Annotated in this window: 13 protein-coding genes and 1 pseudogene; 6 read left to right on the top strand and 8 right to left on the bottom strand. The window is 58.0% G+C overall.

What is annotated here, in order from left to right:
- Window positions 1–534 precede the first annotated feature (534 nt).
- The 5 genes from benD to catA all read right to left on the bottom strand — a co-directional run bounded on the left by benD (window position 535) and on the right by catA (window position 5262).
- The gene (benD, locus tag P0D89_RS47055; protein ID WP_408369353.1) at window positions 535–1311 is read right to left on the bottom strand and encodes a benzoate diol dehydrogenase BenD; all 777 of its coding nucleotides are present in this window, start codon (window positions 1309–1311) and stop codon (window positions 535–537) included.
- On the bottom strand, window positions 1308–2330 hold the full coding sequence (gene benC / locus P0D89_RS47050) for a benzoate 1,2-dioxygenase electron transfer component BenC (protein WP_408369355.1): 1023 nt from the start codon (window positions 2328–2330) through the stop codon (window positions 1308–1310). Before benC ends, benD begins: the two co-directional genes overlap by 4 nt.
- A 39-nt stretch (window positions 2331–2369) precedes the next feature.
- Complete coding sequence (gene benB, locus P0D89_RS47045) at window positions 2370–2858, bottom strand: benzoate 1,2-dioxygenase small subunit (RefSeq protein WP_408369357.1); 489 nt, start codon at window positions 2856–2858, stop codon at window positions 2370–2372.
- Entirely contained in the window at window positions 2855–4213 is a 1359-nt protein-coding gene (locus P0D89_RS47040; RefSeq protein ID WP_408369359.1) for a Rieske 2Fe-2S domain-containing protein, read from the bottom strand. Before P0D89_RS47040 ends, benB begins: the two co-directional genes overlap by 4 nt.
- Before the next feature lie 113 nt (window positions 4214–4326).
- Entirely contained in the window at window positions 4327–5262 is a 936-nt protein-coding gene (catA, locus tag P0D89_RS47035) for a catechol 1,2-dioxygenase (RefSeq protein WP_408369361.1), read from the bottom strand.
- A 176-nt stretch (window positions 5263–5438) separates the two neighbouring features.
- On the opposite strand from catA, the gene P0D89_RS47030 reads away from it, so the two are divergent.
- The 5 genes and pseudogenes from P0D89_RS47030 to P0D89_RS47010 all read left to right on the top strand — a co-directional run bounded on the left by P0D89_RS47030 (window position 5439) and on the right by P0D89_RS47010 (window position 10105).
- Window positions 5439–6359, top strand: coding sequence for a LysR family transcriptional regulator (locus P0D89_RS47030; protein WP_408369363.1), 921 nt, complete (start codon window positions 5439–5441; stop codon window positions 6357–6359).
- 105 nt (window positions 6360–6464) lie between these two features.
- On the top strand, window positions 6465–7589 hold the full coding sequence (locus P0D89_RS47025; protein WP_408369365.1) for a muconate/chloromuconate family cycloisomerase: 1125 nt from the start codon (window positions 6465–6467) through the stop codon (window positions 7587–7589).
- 97 nt (window positions 7590–7686) lie between these two features.
- Window positions 7687–7965, top strand: coding sequence for a muconolactone Delta-isomerase (gene catC, locus P0D89_RS47020; RefSeq protein ID WP_408369367.1), 279 nt, complete (start codon window positions 7687–7689; stop codon window positions 7963–7965).
- 64 nt (window positions 7966–8029) lie between these two features.
- Window positions 8030–8151, top strand: a pseudogene (locus P0D89_RS47015) (IS6 family transposase); the annotation flags it as partial.
- Window positions 8152–8818: 667 nt separating this feature from the next.
- Complete coding sequence (locus tag P0D89_RS47010; RefSeq protein WP_408369369.1) at window positions 8819–10105, top strand: M20 family metallopeptidase; 1287 nt, start codon at window positions 8819–8821, stop codon at window positions 10103–10105.
- A gap of 103 nt (window positions 10106–10208) precedes the next feature.
- On the opposite strand, the gene P0D89_RS47005 is transcribed toward P0D89_RS47010, so the two are convergent.
- A complete protein-coding gene (locus tag P0D89_RS47005) occupies window positions 10209–10445 on the bottom strand; it encodes a DUF2934 domain-containing protein (RefSeq protein ID WP_408378876.1) in 237 nt (78 codons plus the stop codon).
- Window positions 10446–11138: 693 nt separating this feature from the next.
- Here P0D89_RS47005 and P0D89_RS47000 point away from each other — a divergent pair.
- Window positions 11139–11294 (top strand): hypothetical protein, encoded by a 156-nt coding sequence (locus P0D89_RS47000; protein ID WP_408378874.1) that lies wholly within the window; start codon window positions 11139–11141, stop codon window positions 11292–11294.
- Window positions 11295–11550: 256 nt separating this feature from the next.
- Here the strand turns inward: P0D89_RS47000 and P0D89_RS46995 are convergent, their stop codons facing one another.
- Both P0D89_RS46995 and P0D89_RS46990 read right to left on the bottom strand, forming a co-directional pair.
- Complete coding sequence (locus P0D89_RS46995; protein ID WP_408371009.1) at window positions 11551–12333, bottom strand: amino acid ABC transporter permease; 783 nt, start codon at window positions 12331–12333, stop codon at window positions 11551–11553.
- Between the two features lie 99 nt (window positions 12334–12432).
- Window positions 12433–13191 (bottom strand): basic amino acid ABC transporter substrate-binding protein, encoded by a 759-nt coding sequence (locus tag P0D89_RS46990; RefSeq protein ID WP_408371007.1) that lies wholly within the window; start codon window positions 13189–13191, stop codon window positions 12433–12435.
- Window positions 13192–13229: the final 38 nt, after the last annotated feature.

Raw genomic sequence — 13229 nt, 5'->3', positions numbered from 1 at the left:
CTCGTTGCTCTTAATAACGCCCTAACTCAATTCACGATGTCCTCGAAATTCGCATCGCCATCCAGTCTGATTTCCGCGTGCGAAGCTTCAGGTTTGACTATCTAATCGGTCAATTGCCTGTTCGCTTAGCGCGAAAGCGACTCAAGCATGGATTGCGACAAGCTATTGCAAATTGCTGTGACGTCGCGTGTGGCCGAGTGCTTTTGCGGATCTTCGGCGCAGGTGCGTAGCGAATCTTTTCGGCCGCTGTTTCCATTCCGACAGGCATAATGGCTTTGCGTGCGTTCACGCAACGCGTCCCCTACGAACCCGGGAGGCCCATGCCGATGCACAGGGTGGTGAAGGCTGCCTGCCCTTGGTCTCCTCTGGTTCATAAGTCAATGTCGTCGCGGTACACATGCTGCTTATGCCTAGCCAGGATCGACGACAGCCTCGGCTCAGGACCTGGCGACCACCTGGCAAAGGTCGGAAACAGAACAAGGCCAGCGCCGGCAGTGGGGCGTGTCTGCGCAGCGAGCTCTAGGAATTCGTGGGTCAGCCTGTGTCACCGCCTGCTACGGGCAATACAGTGCCAGTGATATAACCCGCCTCATCCGACGCCAGGAACAGAATTGGTGCGGCCTGCTCGTCGATGCTGCCGTAGCGTTTGAAAAAGGTCGATTCAGTGACCTGCTTCACCGCTTCGCCCATCCAGACTTTTTCCTGCTCGCTATCACCGGCGGTATTGCGCGGCACACGTCGCGGCGGCGCATCGGTCCCACCCGGCGCGGTAGCAACCACGCGGATGTTGTGCTCTGCGTACTCCATCGCCAGCGACTGCGTAATCGCGTTGACACCGCCCTTGGCCGCCGAATACGGTACGCGGCGGATACCGCGTGTGGCATTCGAGGAGACGTTCACGATGGTCCCGCCCCCGCGCTCGAGTAGGTGCGGCAAGACCGCATGGCAGGCGTAGAGTGTCGGCATGAGTGAGCGACGGATTTCCGCATCAATCTGTGCAGGCTCGAACTCGGCGAAGGGACGCATGCGAATCGCGCCACCCACGCCATTGACCAGAATGTCGATGCCGCCAAAGGTGCGTGCGGCGAAGGCCATCGCCGACGCGGCGCCTTCGTAAGTCTCAAGGTCAGCGACAAAGCCTGCGGTGTCGGCGCCGTCCGCTTCGGCGGCAACTTCAGAAACGAAGTCGGCGCGGTCGACAAACAGTACCTTGCCGCCTTCGGCGGCTGCGCGAAGCGCTACCGCGCGACCGATACCCTGCGCGGCGCCGGTGACCACCATGACCTTGCCAGCAAATCGTTGCGTGCTCATGTGGTCCTCGGTGCTGCGTTAGGAGTGAACTTCTCGTAGTGGAAGCTGTTGGGCTTCACGCCGTTGTCGTCGAAATGTTTACGCACTGCATCGACCATGGGCGGTGGTCCGCACAGGTACACGTCCACGTCACCATCATTGACGGCCTCCGCCGGCATGTGCTGCGTTACCCAACCCTTGCGCGGATGGGTCGACTCCGTGTCAGCCACGACGGTGCTATAGGTGAAGTTCGGCAACTTCGCCACGTAGGCGTCGATTGCATCGACCTGCACAAGGTCGAGGTCTCGCGTTACACCGTAAATTAGATGAACCTTTTGCGGCGAACTCGTACGAGCCAGCACTTCGAGCATCGACAGGAACGGTGCCAGGCCTGTGCCGCCAGCGAGAAACAGCAGCGGCCGCTCCACAGCGCGCAGATAGAAACTACCGAGCGGCCCGGTCAGCTCCACCTTGTTGCCAGCTTGTGCGGATTCGAGCCACGTGCTCATCACGCCACCAGGAATCTTTTTAATCAGAAAACTGATTTTCGATTCGCCCGGTGCTGACGAGAAAGAATACGAACGGTGCTGCCCGCTGCCGGGAACGTCAATGTTGACGTACTGGCCCGGCAGGAATACCGGCGCGGTCGCTTCCACATCCAGTTCGAGCAGAATGGCCGCATCGTTGTGCGCTTCTACCTTTGATACTGTTGCAGCGAACTTGCTTTGCTCGGTCTTGCATGCAGTGGAAGATGCCGGAACCGCGATGACACAATTGCTTTCTGGCACCATCTGGCAGGTCAGGACGAGGCCACTCTCCTTCTCATCCTCGGTCAGCGCATCTTCGATGTAATCGTCGCCAAGGTCGTAGCTTCCGCTCTCGGCGCGGCACTTGCAGGTACCACACACGCCGTCAGAGCAGTCCATCGGCAGGTTAATCTTGGCGCGAAAGGCTGCATCAAGCACCTTCTCGCCGGCCTTGCATGTAACGAAGCGGGTCACGCCGTCTTCGAAATTCAGTGCAATGTTGTAGCTGGACATCTTGCCTCCTGTACCTCTAATTTCCACCGCTGCCTGCTATCAAACGTGATAAACGTCGAGCACCTGGCGGATGTAGTCGTCCTTCAGCACAATTCGCTTGTAGGAAATCAACAGTTCATCGTCGATCTTTCGCAGCGTCACGAACATCGTGCCAAAAAATTGGTCTGTGGCTTTGTAGCGGTGGCTGAGCGTGTTGAAGTTGTAGCGCACGTCCACTTCGTTGTCGCGCTCGGCCAGCACCTCCACATTGGTCACGTTGTGACTGGTACGGGGTTCAGGCATCGAAGCACCACTGCGCTCGGTCTTGATGCGGAACACACGGTCTTCCAGGCCACCACGATCCGGGTAATACATCAGCGAAATCTGGCTTTCGTGGTCGTCGGTGAGCTGGTCGTCGTCATCCCATGCTGGCATCCAGTAGGTAACGTCCTCGGCATAGCACGCAAGCCATTCGTCCCACTGCCGGTCGTCGAGCAGGCGCGCTTCGCGGTACAGCGCGGCACAGATTTTCTGGTAGTCGAAGCTCATGCCAGCGTCTCCCCTTGTTCGTTTTTGAGTGCGTCACGCATTACATGCACCCAGTATTCGTGCTGACACACGAAGAGGCCTTCGTCTTCGCTACGCTCACCTGAGATGAGCGGTTTCAGTCCCATATTTTTTGCATTCGCGTCGGCCCCCTCGACCCACAGCGGCGCCCCACGCGAAAGGTCGTTCCACAGCGCAGTGGTGCCGGCATAGCCAGTCTGGCAAGCGCGGAACTCTTCAAGGTCATCCGCCGTGCCCATTCCCGAGACGTTGAAGAAGTCCTCGTACTGGCGGATGCGGGTAGCGCGGTCGGTCGCGCTTTCGCCCTTAGGGGCAAAGCAGAAAATGCTGACTTCGGTCTTGTCTACGCTAATGGGACGTACCACGCGAATCTGGGTACTGAACTGGTCCATCAGGAACACGTTTGGATACAGACACAGGTTTCTTGTCTGGTTGACGATAAAGTCTGCCTGGACTTCGCCCACACGTGCCTTGATTTCGTCGCGGTATTGATAGACCGGGCGCACTTCCGGGTTCATCGTCTTCGTCCACAACAGGATGTGCCCGTGGTCGAATCCGTACACGCCGGCCACCGACTTGCTCCAGCTGTTTGCGTCCACCGCCTTGGTGCCATCGACCTTGCGACGGTCCATCGTCGCAGCATAGTTCCAGTGCACGGTGCTGACGTGATAGCCGTCGCAACCGTTCTCCATCTGCATCTTCCAGTTGCCGTCGTAGATGTACGAAGAGTTGCCCCGCAACACCTCCAGCCCGTTTTCAGCCTGGTCGACAATCTGGTCGATGATGACCTTCGTCTCGCCAAGGTAGTCTTCCAACGGCATCGCGTCTGCGTTGAGACTGCCAAACAGGAAGCCGCGGTAGCTCTGGAAGCGAGCGACTTTCTTCAGGTCGTGCGAGCCGTTGGTATTGAATTGCACCGGGTATTCGGTGGTCTTCACGTCCTTCACTTTCAGCAACTTGCCGGTGTTGGCGAAGCTCCAGCCGTGGAAAGGACAGGTGAAGGTGCCTTTGTTGCCGTGCTTTTTCCGGCACAGCATCGCGCCCTTGTGCGCGCATGCGTTAATGACCGCGTGGAGTTCGCCGTTCTTGTCGCGGGTGATAACCACGGGCTGACGGCCAATCCAGGTGGTGTAGTAGTCGTTGTTGTTGGGAATCTGGCTTTCATGCGCGAGATATACCCAGTTGCTCTCGAAGATGTGTTTCATCTCGAGCTCAAACAAATCGGCGTTGGTGAAGATATCGCGGCGGCAACGGAATACACCGTTTTCCTTGTCGTCCTGAACGGCGGTGTGCAGCAGTTCATCCAGCTGCGTGGCTTTGTCGAGAATGGCAGACATGTGTGCTCTCCTACGCGCGCTCCAGGCTATGAAGCACGCGCATCGGGTGTCGAAAGATTCTTGCGGAGAATTGAGCGGCAGCAGCGGTACGAGGTAGCAGCCGCGTTGAGCGGTTACGCCGCGACAGACGCACGCAGGCGATTGACGACCTGGTTATCTTTGCCCTGAACCATCGGAGTCAACTCGATGTTGAATTCGATTTCCTTGTACGCATCGGCCTTCATGCCCAGATCAGTGCCGCCGGTCTTTTCGACCACATGGGGAATCAGGTCTTCACGTGTGGCATAGGCGAAGTCGTCCCAAATCAGCGGGTCGCCCTCAATATTGATTTGAGTCGTCAGCTTGCGGTACTTGCCGGTGGTGACGAAGAAATGCACGTGCGCCGGACGGTTGCCATGTCGCGCGAGCACGTTCAACAGTTGTTGGGTCGCGCCATGCGGCGGGCAACCGTAGCCGACCGGCATGAGCGTACGGAATTCGTACTTGCCGTCGCCGTCAGTGCTTACAGCACCGCGCAGGTTGAACTCGCTCTGCGCCCCGGTCGGGTCGAAGTGCGAATAGAAGCCCTTTGAGTTGGCGTGCCAGCACTCGACCACGGCATTTGCGACGGGCTTGCCGTCCGGACCGGTCACCGTGCCGCGGATGACCAGCGGGCCTGCATCCTCGTCCGGATTGATGTCAATCTTCGATACGCCATCGCGCACTGGCGCACCGGCAACATACAGCGGACCTTCGATCGTACGCGGCGTGCCGCCGGTGATTTCTGCCGCGTTGTCCTCGGCGTCCATGCGGATGTCGAGGTATTTTTCCAGACCGAGACCAGCAGCAAGCAATGCAGCTTCGCCGTCCTGGCCAAGCTTGTTGAAGTAGTGGACGCCGGCCCAGATTTCGTCGGGCGTCATGTCGAGGTCGTCGATGGCCTTGAACAGGTCGCCCAGCAGGCGGCTGACAATCTGCTTTGCGCGAGTATTGCCATCCTGGCTTCCAAGGTTCGCAGCAGCCTTCAACAGGTCCTGCACTTCGTTCGTATCAAACACTTTGACGCTCATGTCTGCTCCTGAATCTCTCTATTTTCTCTGGGGTTAACCCTCGATTCGGCACCGACTCATCTATCTGCAGAAGGTATAATCGATTGCTGAAACAGAGTGTGAATGCAGGATAATGGACATCAGAAAGGCCCGTCCAACACTGTTTTAGTATCGGTCTATACCCAGGAGGTATTGAGATGGAACTGCGGCATCTACGTTATTTCGTCGCGGTGGCCGAAGAACGCAATTTCACGCGCGCAGCCCGCCGACTGAACATTGCCCAGCCGCCTCTGAGCCGCCAGATACAGCAACTCGAAGAGAATCTGGGCGTGCAGCTACTGGAGCGCAACTCGCGTCCGCTGAAGCTGACGGAGACAGGAAAGTTTTTTTATTCGCATGCCGCGCAGTTGCTGTCCCAGACAGCAGACCTCGAATCAATGACAAGACGCGTAGGGAACATCGAGCGCAGTCTCTCAATCGGGTTCGTGGGTTCGACGTTGTACGGGATGCTGCCGAAAATCATCCGGCGTTTCCGCGACGAGAACACCACGGTCGAGCTCAGTCTCCACGAAATGTCGACGATGGACCAGATTCGTGCGCTGAAAGACGGCCATATTGATGTTGGGTTTGGCCGCATTCGGCACGAGGACGCAAACATCCGTCGGGTGATTCTTCGCGAGGAAAAGATGATTGTTGCGTTTCCGGAGGGCCATCCGCTATCAGTTGCCAAACCTGTCGTCGCTCTCCGCGACCTCGTCAACGAGACGCTCATTATCTTTCCGAAGGCGCCCCGACCCAGCTATGCGGACCAGGTGTTGTCGGCATTTGACGACCGCGGTCTCAAACCCCGCAAGATATATGAAGTACGGGAATTGCAGATTGCGCTTGGCCTCGTTGCAGCGGGGGAAGGTATCGCTGTTGTTCCGAGCAGCGTGTACGGCCTGAAGCGGGACGACGTGAGCTACAAGGAACTGGACGACCCGACTTTGGTGTCCCCAATCATCATGAGCATGCGCGCGCTCGACGAGTCGCGGGACATTCGGGAAATGCTCGAACTCGTCTATCGGCTCTACGAAGAAGAGAAAATACCCTATACGCCCCGAACGGACCAGCGCTGATGACTGCTATACCCCGGCGGTATGGGGCTAGACGTTAATGGTGTTGGACAGGCGATTATTGGGCACGCAATACTGCGTCAACCCATTAACTCCGCCACTCAAGGTATGAACGCCCAAATCACCTCCGTCGAAGCAATTCTCGTTGACCTCCCGACCATTCGCGCGCATCAGCTAGCCATGGCGACGATGCAGCAACAAACCCTGGTCATCGTTCGTCTGCACTCGAGCGATGGCATCGAGGGTATTGGCGAAGCCACCACGATTGGCGGCCTGTCGTATGGCGAAGAAAGTCCCGAAGGTATCAAGCTGACCATTGACACCTACCTTGCACCTGCACTTGTCGGGCAGGACGCAACCAACGTCAATGGCGCAATGCTCAAGCTGAACAAGGTTGCGCGAGGAAACCGGTTTGCAAAATGTGCAATCGAGACGGCCTTGCTGGACGCGCAAGGCAAGCGCCTGGGTGTCCCTGTTTCGACTCTTCTTGGCGGCGCTGTCCGCACGACGCTTCCGGTCCTCTGGACGCTCGCGAGCGGTGATACACAACGAGACATCGAGGAAGCGGAAATGCTTCTCGCAGAGCGTCGCCACAACACTTTCAAATTGAAGATTGGCAGGCGTAGCGTTCGTGACGATGTAGCTCACGTCTCTAAAATCAAGTCCGCGCTGGGCGACCGCGCCAAAGTTACCGTCGACGTGAATCAGGCGTGGAATGAGGTTGACGCAACCCTCGGAATCCACGCGCTCGAAGCTGCTGGCATCGACCTTATCGAGCAACCCACACCGCGTGAGCAGCGCGGAGCACTTGCCAGACTTTCCGCACGCTTCATCGTGCCCATCATGGCTGACGAAGCAGTAACCGGACCGGAGGACGCTCTTGAACTCGTACGTGACGCATGCGCGGACGTGTTCGCATTGAAGATTGCGAAGTCGGGTGGGATTTACGGGATGATGCGCGCGGCCGCTATCGCGGATGCGGCCGGCGTATCGCTGTACGGCGGCACGATGCTGGAAGGCAGCATTGGGTCGATTGCGTCGGCACATGGGTTCAGCGCTCTTCCACAACTTGCGTGGGGTACTGAGTTGTTCGGACCACTTTTGTTGAAGGACGACATTGTGACCGCGAGACCGCAGTATCGGGACTTCGACCTTCATCTGCCAGAAGGGCCGGGCCTGGGCCTGCATATCGACGAGCACAAGCTGGCTTTTTACCGTCGCGACAAAAAATAACTGAGCGCACAGTCAGTCCAGCACCAAATACATCTGGACATTCCAATAGTGTGCTGGTGGACCTGAGAGGCCCCCACTTTTTTTAAATGAGAGACCCATGCTCTATCTCGTAAGAATGGATGTACACCTGCCACACGATATGCAGGCGGCTCAGGCTGACGAAATCAAGGCCCGTGAGAAGGCCTATTCGCAGGAGCTTCAACGTCAGGGCAAATGGCAGCAACTGCATCGCGTGGTCGGTGAATATGCCAACTACAGCATCTTCGACGTCGAGTCGAACGACGAACTGCACACCATTCTCTCTGGCCTGCCATTATTTCCGTATATGACGATGCTGGTGACCGCGCTCGCACGTCATCCGTCGTCTATCCGTTGAAGCGGTTGTATCGCGACAAGGGGCCGAGGGTAAAATCCGCCGTCCCACATGATTGACGATCACAATGGCAAAGGCGAAGAAGACGCTGGAACCCGGTATCGGCGAACTGCTAACCGGCTGCACTATCCGGTGGAGGTGATCCTGCTGTGCGTGCGGTGGTACGCGGCCTACTCGTTGAGCCGGCGCTGTCACATTGAATGAAGCGTTCGCGACGCAATAACTTAGAGGACACTCAATTGCCCAGAAAGGGAACGGATCTTGGGCGGTCTACAGTGAAACGATGCCAAGCGACGAAGCGTGCAGCGAGCTGCGAGCTGTTTGCGATAGACTGAGGCGGCGCATAGCAGGTGTCGCTTGAGCGCGAACTGCTGCCGGGTTTGCCGGGCCAAGATCGGAATCAGCCACGTGATCATCCGAAGTGCAGGCGGAAGTACTCCCGGCAAAATGCGGCCCGCTCCCTCCGGATCATCGGCCGATGAGACGCGCGCCATTTCGAACTCTGGCCCACGGCAGCAGGCATTCGTGTGAGGCGAGATTTTTCCCGCTCTCTGGTGACAAACTGGTCGAAGTATTTCGACGCTCTGCAACATCTTGCTGAGCACGTTCATCTTTCCATAGCGTCAGCAAACTGACAGTCTGCGCAGGTAGCGATTCCACCCGCGTACGACTGGACGACCGAAGCCGCCCAAGTAGATTGTTGCTCGCGAACCGCAGGGGTAGACTGAACGAACGGACCGCGGCAACTCGCCGTCAATAGGCGTTCGACACGTTGCGGTTCTGGCGCGACGCACATTGCCTCACCTCCACAGAAAGCCGCCGTAAATGTAGGCTATTAATCATTGAAGGGTGTCGTATGATTCCGTTCCTGACTGAGTTGACCGCTCGCGTTGACCCCCTACTTCCAGAACTGGAAACAATTTATAAGGATTTTCATCAAAACCCCGAATTGTCGATGCAGGAAGTCCGTACTGCGGGCATTGCAGCGGATTACCTGGAAGCGCAGGGATTCGAGGTAACGCGGTCGGTCGGCGTGACCGGTGTGGTGGGCGTGCTGCGAAACGGTGAAGGCCCGACAGTCATGCTCCGTGCGGATATGGACGCCCTTCCCGTCACGGAGGCAACCGGGCTTCCTTACGCGAGCACCGTGATCGCCAAGGATGAAGATGGCATCGAGGTAGGCGTTGCACACGCCTGCGGGCACGACCTGCACGTCACATGGCTGATGGGTGCGGCACGCCTGCTGGCAGAGAGCCGGCACTCGTGGAAAGGCACCGTGCTGGCCGTGTTTCAGCCGGGTGAAGAAGTGGGCCGCGGTGCACACAGCATGATGGACGACGGCATGGCAGACCGGTTTCCCAAGCCGGATATCATTCTCGGGCAGCATGTGATGGTTGGGGAAGCTGGCACGGTAGGATACCGCAGCGGTACGATCCTCTCGGCAGGCGACAGCCTCAAGGTAAAACTGTTCGGCCGCGGATCGCACGGCTCACAACCGCAAACGTCGATCGACCCGGTGATCATGGCTGCATCGACGACTATGCGCCTTCAGACGATCGTCTCGCGTGAAATAGCGCCGAGCGACAGCGCCGTGCTCACGATCGGTGCGCTGCAGGCCGGCACAAAAGAAAACATCATCCCCGATGACGCCACGCTCAAGCTGAACGTGCGCACGTTTGACGAGGACGTGCGAGAGTACATGCTGTCCGCGATCCGGCGTATATGTTGCGCCGAATGCGTTGCCTCCAATGCGCCACAGGAACCCGAGTTCACGACGCTGAGCAGTTATCCGTTGACGGAGAACGATAAGGACGCGACCGCGCGTGTCGCGCAGGCGTTTGAAGTACAGTTTGGCGAGCGCGCCCACGAAACCCGTCCGGCCGCCGCTAGCGAAGACTTCAGCGTATTTGGCCGACGCTGGAAAGTCCCCTACGTTTTCTGGATCGTGGGTGGTACCGACCCGCAAGCTTATGCAAAAGCAAAGGCGGAAAAGCAGCTCAACCTGCTTCCCAGCAACCATTCCCCGAAATACGCGCCAACTCTGGATCCAACGTTGAAAGCGGGCCTGCTGGCCATGCTGTGCGCCGCGGCTGTGTGGCTTTGCGAAGGGACAGAATCTACGTGCAGGCCCTTGCTCACATAGCCCTTGATCTCTTCCGCGAGACCTCTGCGTTGGTCCTTATTCATAGCAACTCCTGTTTGCAAACGGAAGCTCGCTGCTATCGCAAGCCGAACGGGCATCGACGCTATCGTTCCCGGCGAGAAGTACCTGGCGCAGCCGCTTTCGCCTGCGCGTTTGCGCCAGGTACTTCCTGCAACTGCTCCTCGGGAGCGAGCCGGCTGCCTTGCTCCCGTTCCGTCGACTGATCGACGTTCGGCTCCGCGTCGCCTCGCGCGCCGTCGCCCTCGGCTTCGATCTGCCGGCGCGCTTCCTCCCAGTGCTTCTCCGTATTGCCGTCGGGCGATGGATCGTTTTCCCAGATGTGGTACAGCCCGTGTTCGGATACGAGCTTCGATTTCGCTGTTCATATTGCGCTTCCCCCAGGAGAATGCGCCTGGCAATCCGCCGCGGTTTGCAGCCACGCACGAAAACGGGCATCGACCCAGGACGGCGAGGGCCGTACGCGGCGACATCCGTTCATGAAGGGCAGCAAGCCATGCTTCATCTGGATGTCTTGCCATGAAATCTTGTCGGCGTAGGTCGATGGTTCGGCTGTTGACGTCCCGCGACACGCTTGGGGTCATTGATTCACGGACCGTAGCAAGGGCACACCGGCCAGCTTCGCAATCGACTCCACACTTTGCCGCTGAATATTCGCTAGTGCGAGATCAGCACTGAACCAGCCGTTAGACATCCCGACGAGGACATCGGGCCTGGCACCAGGCGCCGCCAATGCGGCCACCATAGGAAGTCTTCGTAGCAGATCGAAAATGCAGTTCGCCGGCCTGCGAGATGCAGATAGTTTCGTTGCGAAGCATGAGGGTTTCGCACGGCACGCTTGAAAAGCGTCTTCGTGGGGAGGCGAATCATGACGGGATGCACATAGGTTGTGGTGCAATTCCGGCGCGTCGGCCTGTTACTCTTGAGCTTTTGACGGTCCCATTGCGGCCATTGAGGTGCGCAGCCAGGGAGCAGCTCCGTTGCCAGCTGAGGTATCACAGCGAGTCGACAATCAATGCAAATGCTGGCGATGTTTGCCGACGACTTACGTAGTAAAGATGGTAAACCGTGCAAAATCCGAACGACCATCATTTCACTCGGGGCAATCGCAACTAAGCTGACGCAAACGATCACCGATCCAGACGTCGACGGCGGCATGAATGCCGTCTAAGAACAGGCCATTCCAGCTGATTCGTTCGCCAGCGTCGTCATCTTTGCGATGAGCCAGCCAGAGTACGTCGACATCAACGAAGTTCACGACAATTGGACTACTGAGTCCATTCCATGTGGATTCGACGTGTTGCGAGACGCGCGGGCCTTCACGGAATACCTATAACCGGCTTGGGAGCCATGGAATAAGCGCATGCATGCCAGATGCTGCTACTTCCATATGGCCCAGCTTTCCGGTGCGGTCTGATCTTTCGGTGTCAGTGCGCGACGCGGTCTGTTCGTGCCAGGTGGTGCTCAAGCTTGTGCAGGCCGATCGTCAGCGCGAACGTCATCAGCCAATACGCTGCGGCTATGGTCAGGTAAGGCTCCCAGTAGCGGCCGTAGGCACCGGCCACTGTGCGCGCGGCATAGGCCATCTCACCCAGGCCGATCGCTGAAACCAACGACGTGTCCTTGAGCAGCGAAATCATGTTGTTGCCGAGCGGCGGCAGCATGCGGCGGAACGCCTGCGGGATCACCACATAACGCATCGTCTGTCCATACGTCATGCCCAGCGACAGGCCCGCCTGCTTCTGCCCGCGTGCAATCGACTGGATGCCGGCGCGAAACACTTCCGAAATATACGCGCCGGAGTTCAGCGTCAGCGCCACCACACCCGAGATCAGAGCCCCGTGATCCTGCTTCAGTGTGCGAGCCAGATCGCCGCTGATCAAAAGCCCGTTCACCGGATGGATGAACACTGGCATCACCGCAAAATGCATCAGCAAAATCTGCACGAACAGCGGTGTGCCGCGAAAAAAGCTCACATAGGCGGTCGACGGCCAGCGCAGCAGGTATTGGCACACCGCCCGCCACGGCTGATGTCTCGCCTCGGCCAGCCGCGCCAGCGCCAACAGCAGGCCCAAGGCGCAGCCCATCAGCACACAGGCCACGGTCGTGCCGACGGTGACCAGCGCGCCTTGCCAGAACAGTTGCTTATATTCCACCAGGATGTCCGGGCGGAACCACCCGAACCACAAGATCGGATTGCTGTCTTCCATGCTCGCTTTAAAAAAAAGAAAAGGCCGCAGCACGGCCAAGGGCTTGTTTGCGCCACGGCCCGCGCCAGGCCCTGCGCGCGCGGCCGCATCACACCATTACTATGACTTGAAGTCCTGATTGAACCACTTCTTATAGATCACGTTGTAGCTTCCATCGGCACGGATCGCAGCAAGACCGGCGTCGATTTTGTCCAGCAAGGCCTTGTCGCCTTTGCGCACGACGATGCCGTAGTACTCCTTGGGGAAATTCGCGTCTTCCACGGTCTTGAGGCCGGGATTCTGCGATACGCGGTAGGCGATGACACCGTTGTCGCCAATTGCCGCATCCACGCCGCCCGAAGCCAGCTCGGAGATAATGAGCGGCGTGCTCTCAAAACGGCGGATATTGGGATTGGTTTTGCCCACTTCACGGCTCATGACATCGTCGGCCGTGGAGCCGCTGACCACCGAGACCTTCTTGTCGTCCAAATCCTTTAGCGACTTCACCGGACTGTTCTTGGGCACGGCAATCAATTGGCGCGCATCGAAATACGGTGCCGAGAAGTCAAAACTCTGCTTGCGCTTGTCGTTGATGGTGACGCCCGAGATCACCAAATCGACATCGCCATTGTTGAGCGACGCAAAGATGCTGGTGAACGGCGTATTCACAATACGCAGTTTCAAGTGCTGCTGCTTGGCGATGGCATTGACGATGTCGATGTCAAAGCCGACGACCTGCTTGTCCTTGTTTTCGAACGCGAACGGTGTGTAGGTGGCACTCGATGCCACTACCAGTTCGCGATCTTGTGCCTGTGCTCCGGCAGGCCAAAAAGCACAGGCGGCCACCGAGATGGCCAGGGTGAGAATGATTTTTTTCATAGCGGCATCGCCTCGGGACAAGAACAAGAAGGAAATCA

The organism is Paraburkholderia sp. RL18-085-BIA-A (assembly GCF_046027075.1).
Lineage (GTDB): Bacteria > Pseudomonadota > Gammaproteobacteria > Burkholderiales > Burkholderiaceae > Paraburkholderia.
This window is presented reverse-complemented; position numbering and strand designations above follow the sequence as displayed.

What these genes read in the sequence shown, in the direction of transcription:
- benD (WP_408369353.1), bottom strand. Translation starts at nt 1,311, where the DNA reads ATGAGCACGCAACGATTTGCTGGCAAGGTCATGGTGGTCACCGGCGCC.
- benC (WP_408369355.1), bottom strand. Translation starts at nt 2,330, where the DNA reads ATGTCCAGCTACAACATTGCACTGAATTTCGAAGACGGCGTGACCCGC.
- benB (WP_408369357.1), bottom strand. Translation starts at nt 2,858, where the DNA reads ATGAGCTTCGACTACCAGAAAATCTGTGCCGCGCTGTACCGCGAAGCG.
- P0D89_RS47040 (WP_408369359.1), bottom strand. Translation starts at nt 4,213, where the DNA reads ATGTCTGCCATTCTCGACAAAGCCACGCAGCTGGATGAACTGCTGCAC.
- catA (WP_408369361.1), bottom strand. Translation starts at nt 5,262, where the DNA reads ATGAGCGTCAAAGTGTTTGATACGAACGAAGTGCAGGACCTGTTGAAG.
- P0D89_RS47030 (WP_408369363.1), top strand. Translation starts at nt 5,439, where the DNA reads ATGGAACTGCGGCATCTACGTTATTTCGTCGCGGTGGCCGAAGAACGC.
- P0D89_RS47025 (WP_408369365.1), top strand. Translation starts at nt 6,465, where the DNA reads ATGAACGCCCAAATCACCTCCGTCGAAGCAATTCTCGTTGACCTCCCG.
- catC (WP_408369367.1), top strand. Translation starts at nt 7,687, where the DNA reads ATGCTCTATCTCGTAAGAATGGATGTACACCTGCCACACGATATGCAG.
- P0D89_RS47010 (WP_408369369.1), top strand. Translation starts at nt 8,819, where the DNA reads ATGATTCCGTTCCTGACTGAGTTGACCGCTCGCGTTGACCCCCTACTT.
- P0D89_RS47000 (WP_408378874.1), top strand. Translation starts at nt 11,139, where the DNA reads ATGCAAATGCTGGCGATGTTTGCCGACGACTTACGTAGTAAAGATGGT.
- P0D89_RS46995 (WP_408371009.1), bottom strand. Translation starts at nt 12,333, where the DNA reads ATGGAAGACAGCAATCCGATCTTGTGGTTCGGGTGGTTCCGCCCGGAC.
- P0D89_RS46990 (WP_408371007.1), bottom strand. Translation starts at nt 13,191, where the DNA reads ATGAAAAAAATCATTCTCACCCTGGCCATCTCGGTGGCCGCCTGTGCT.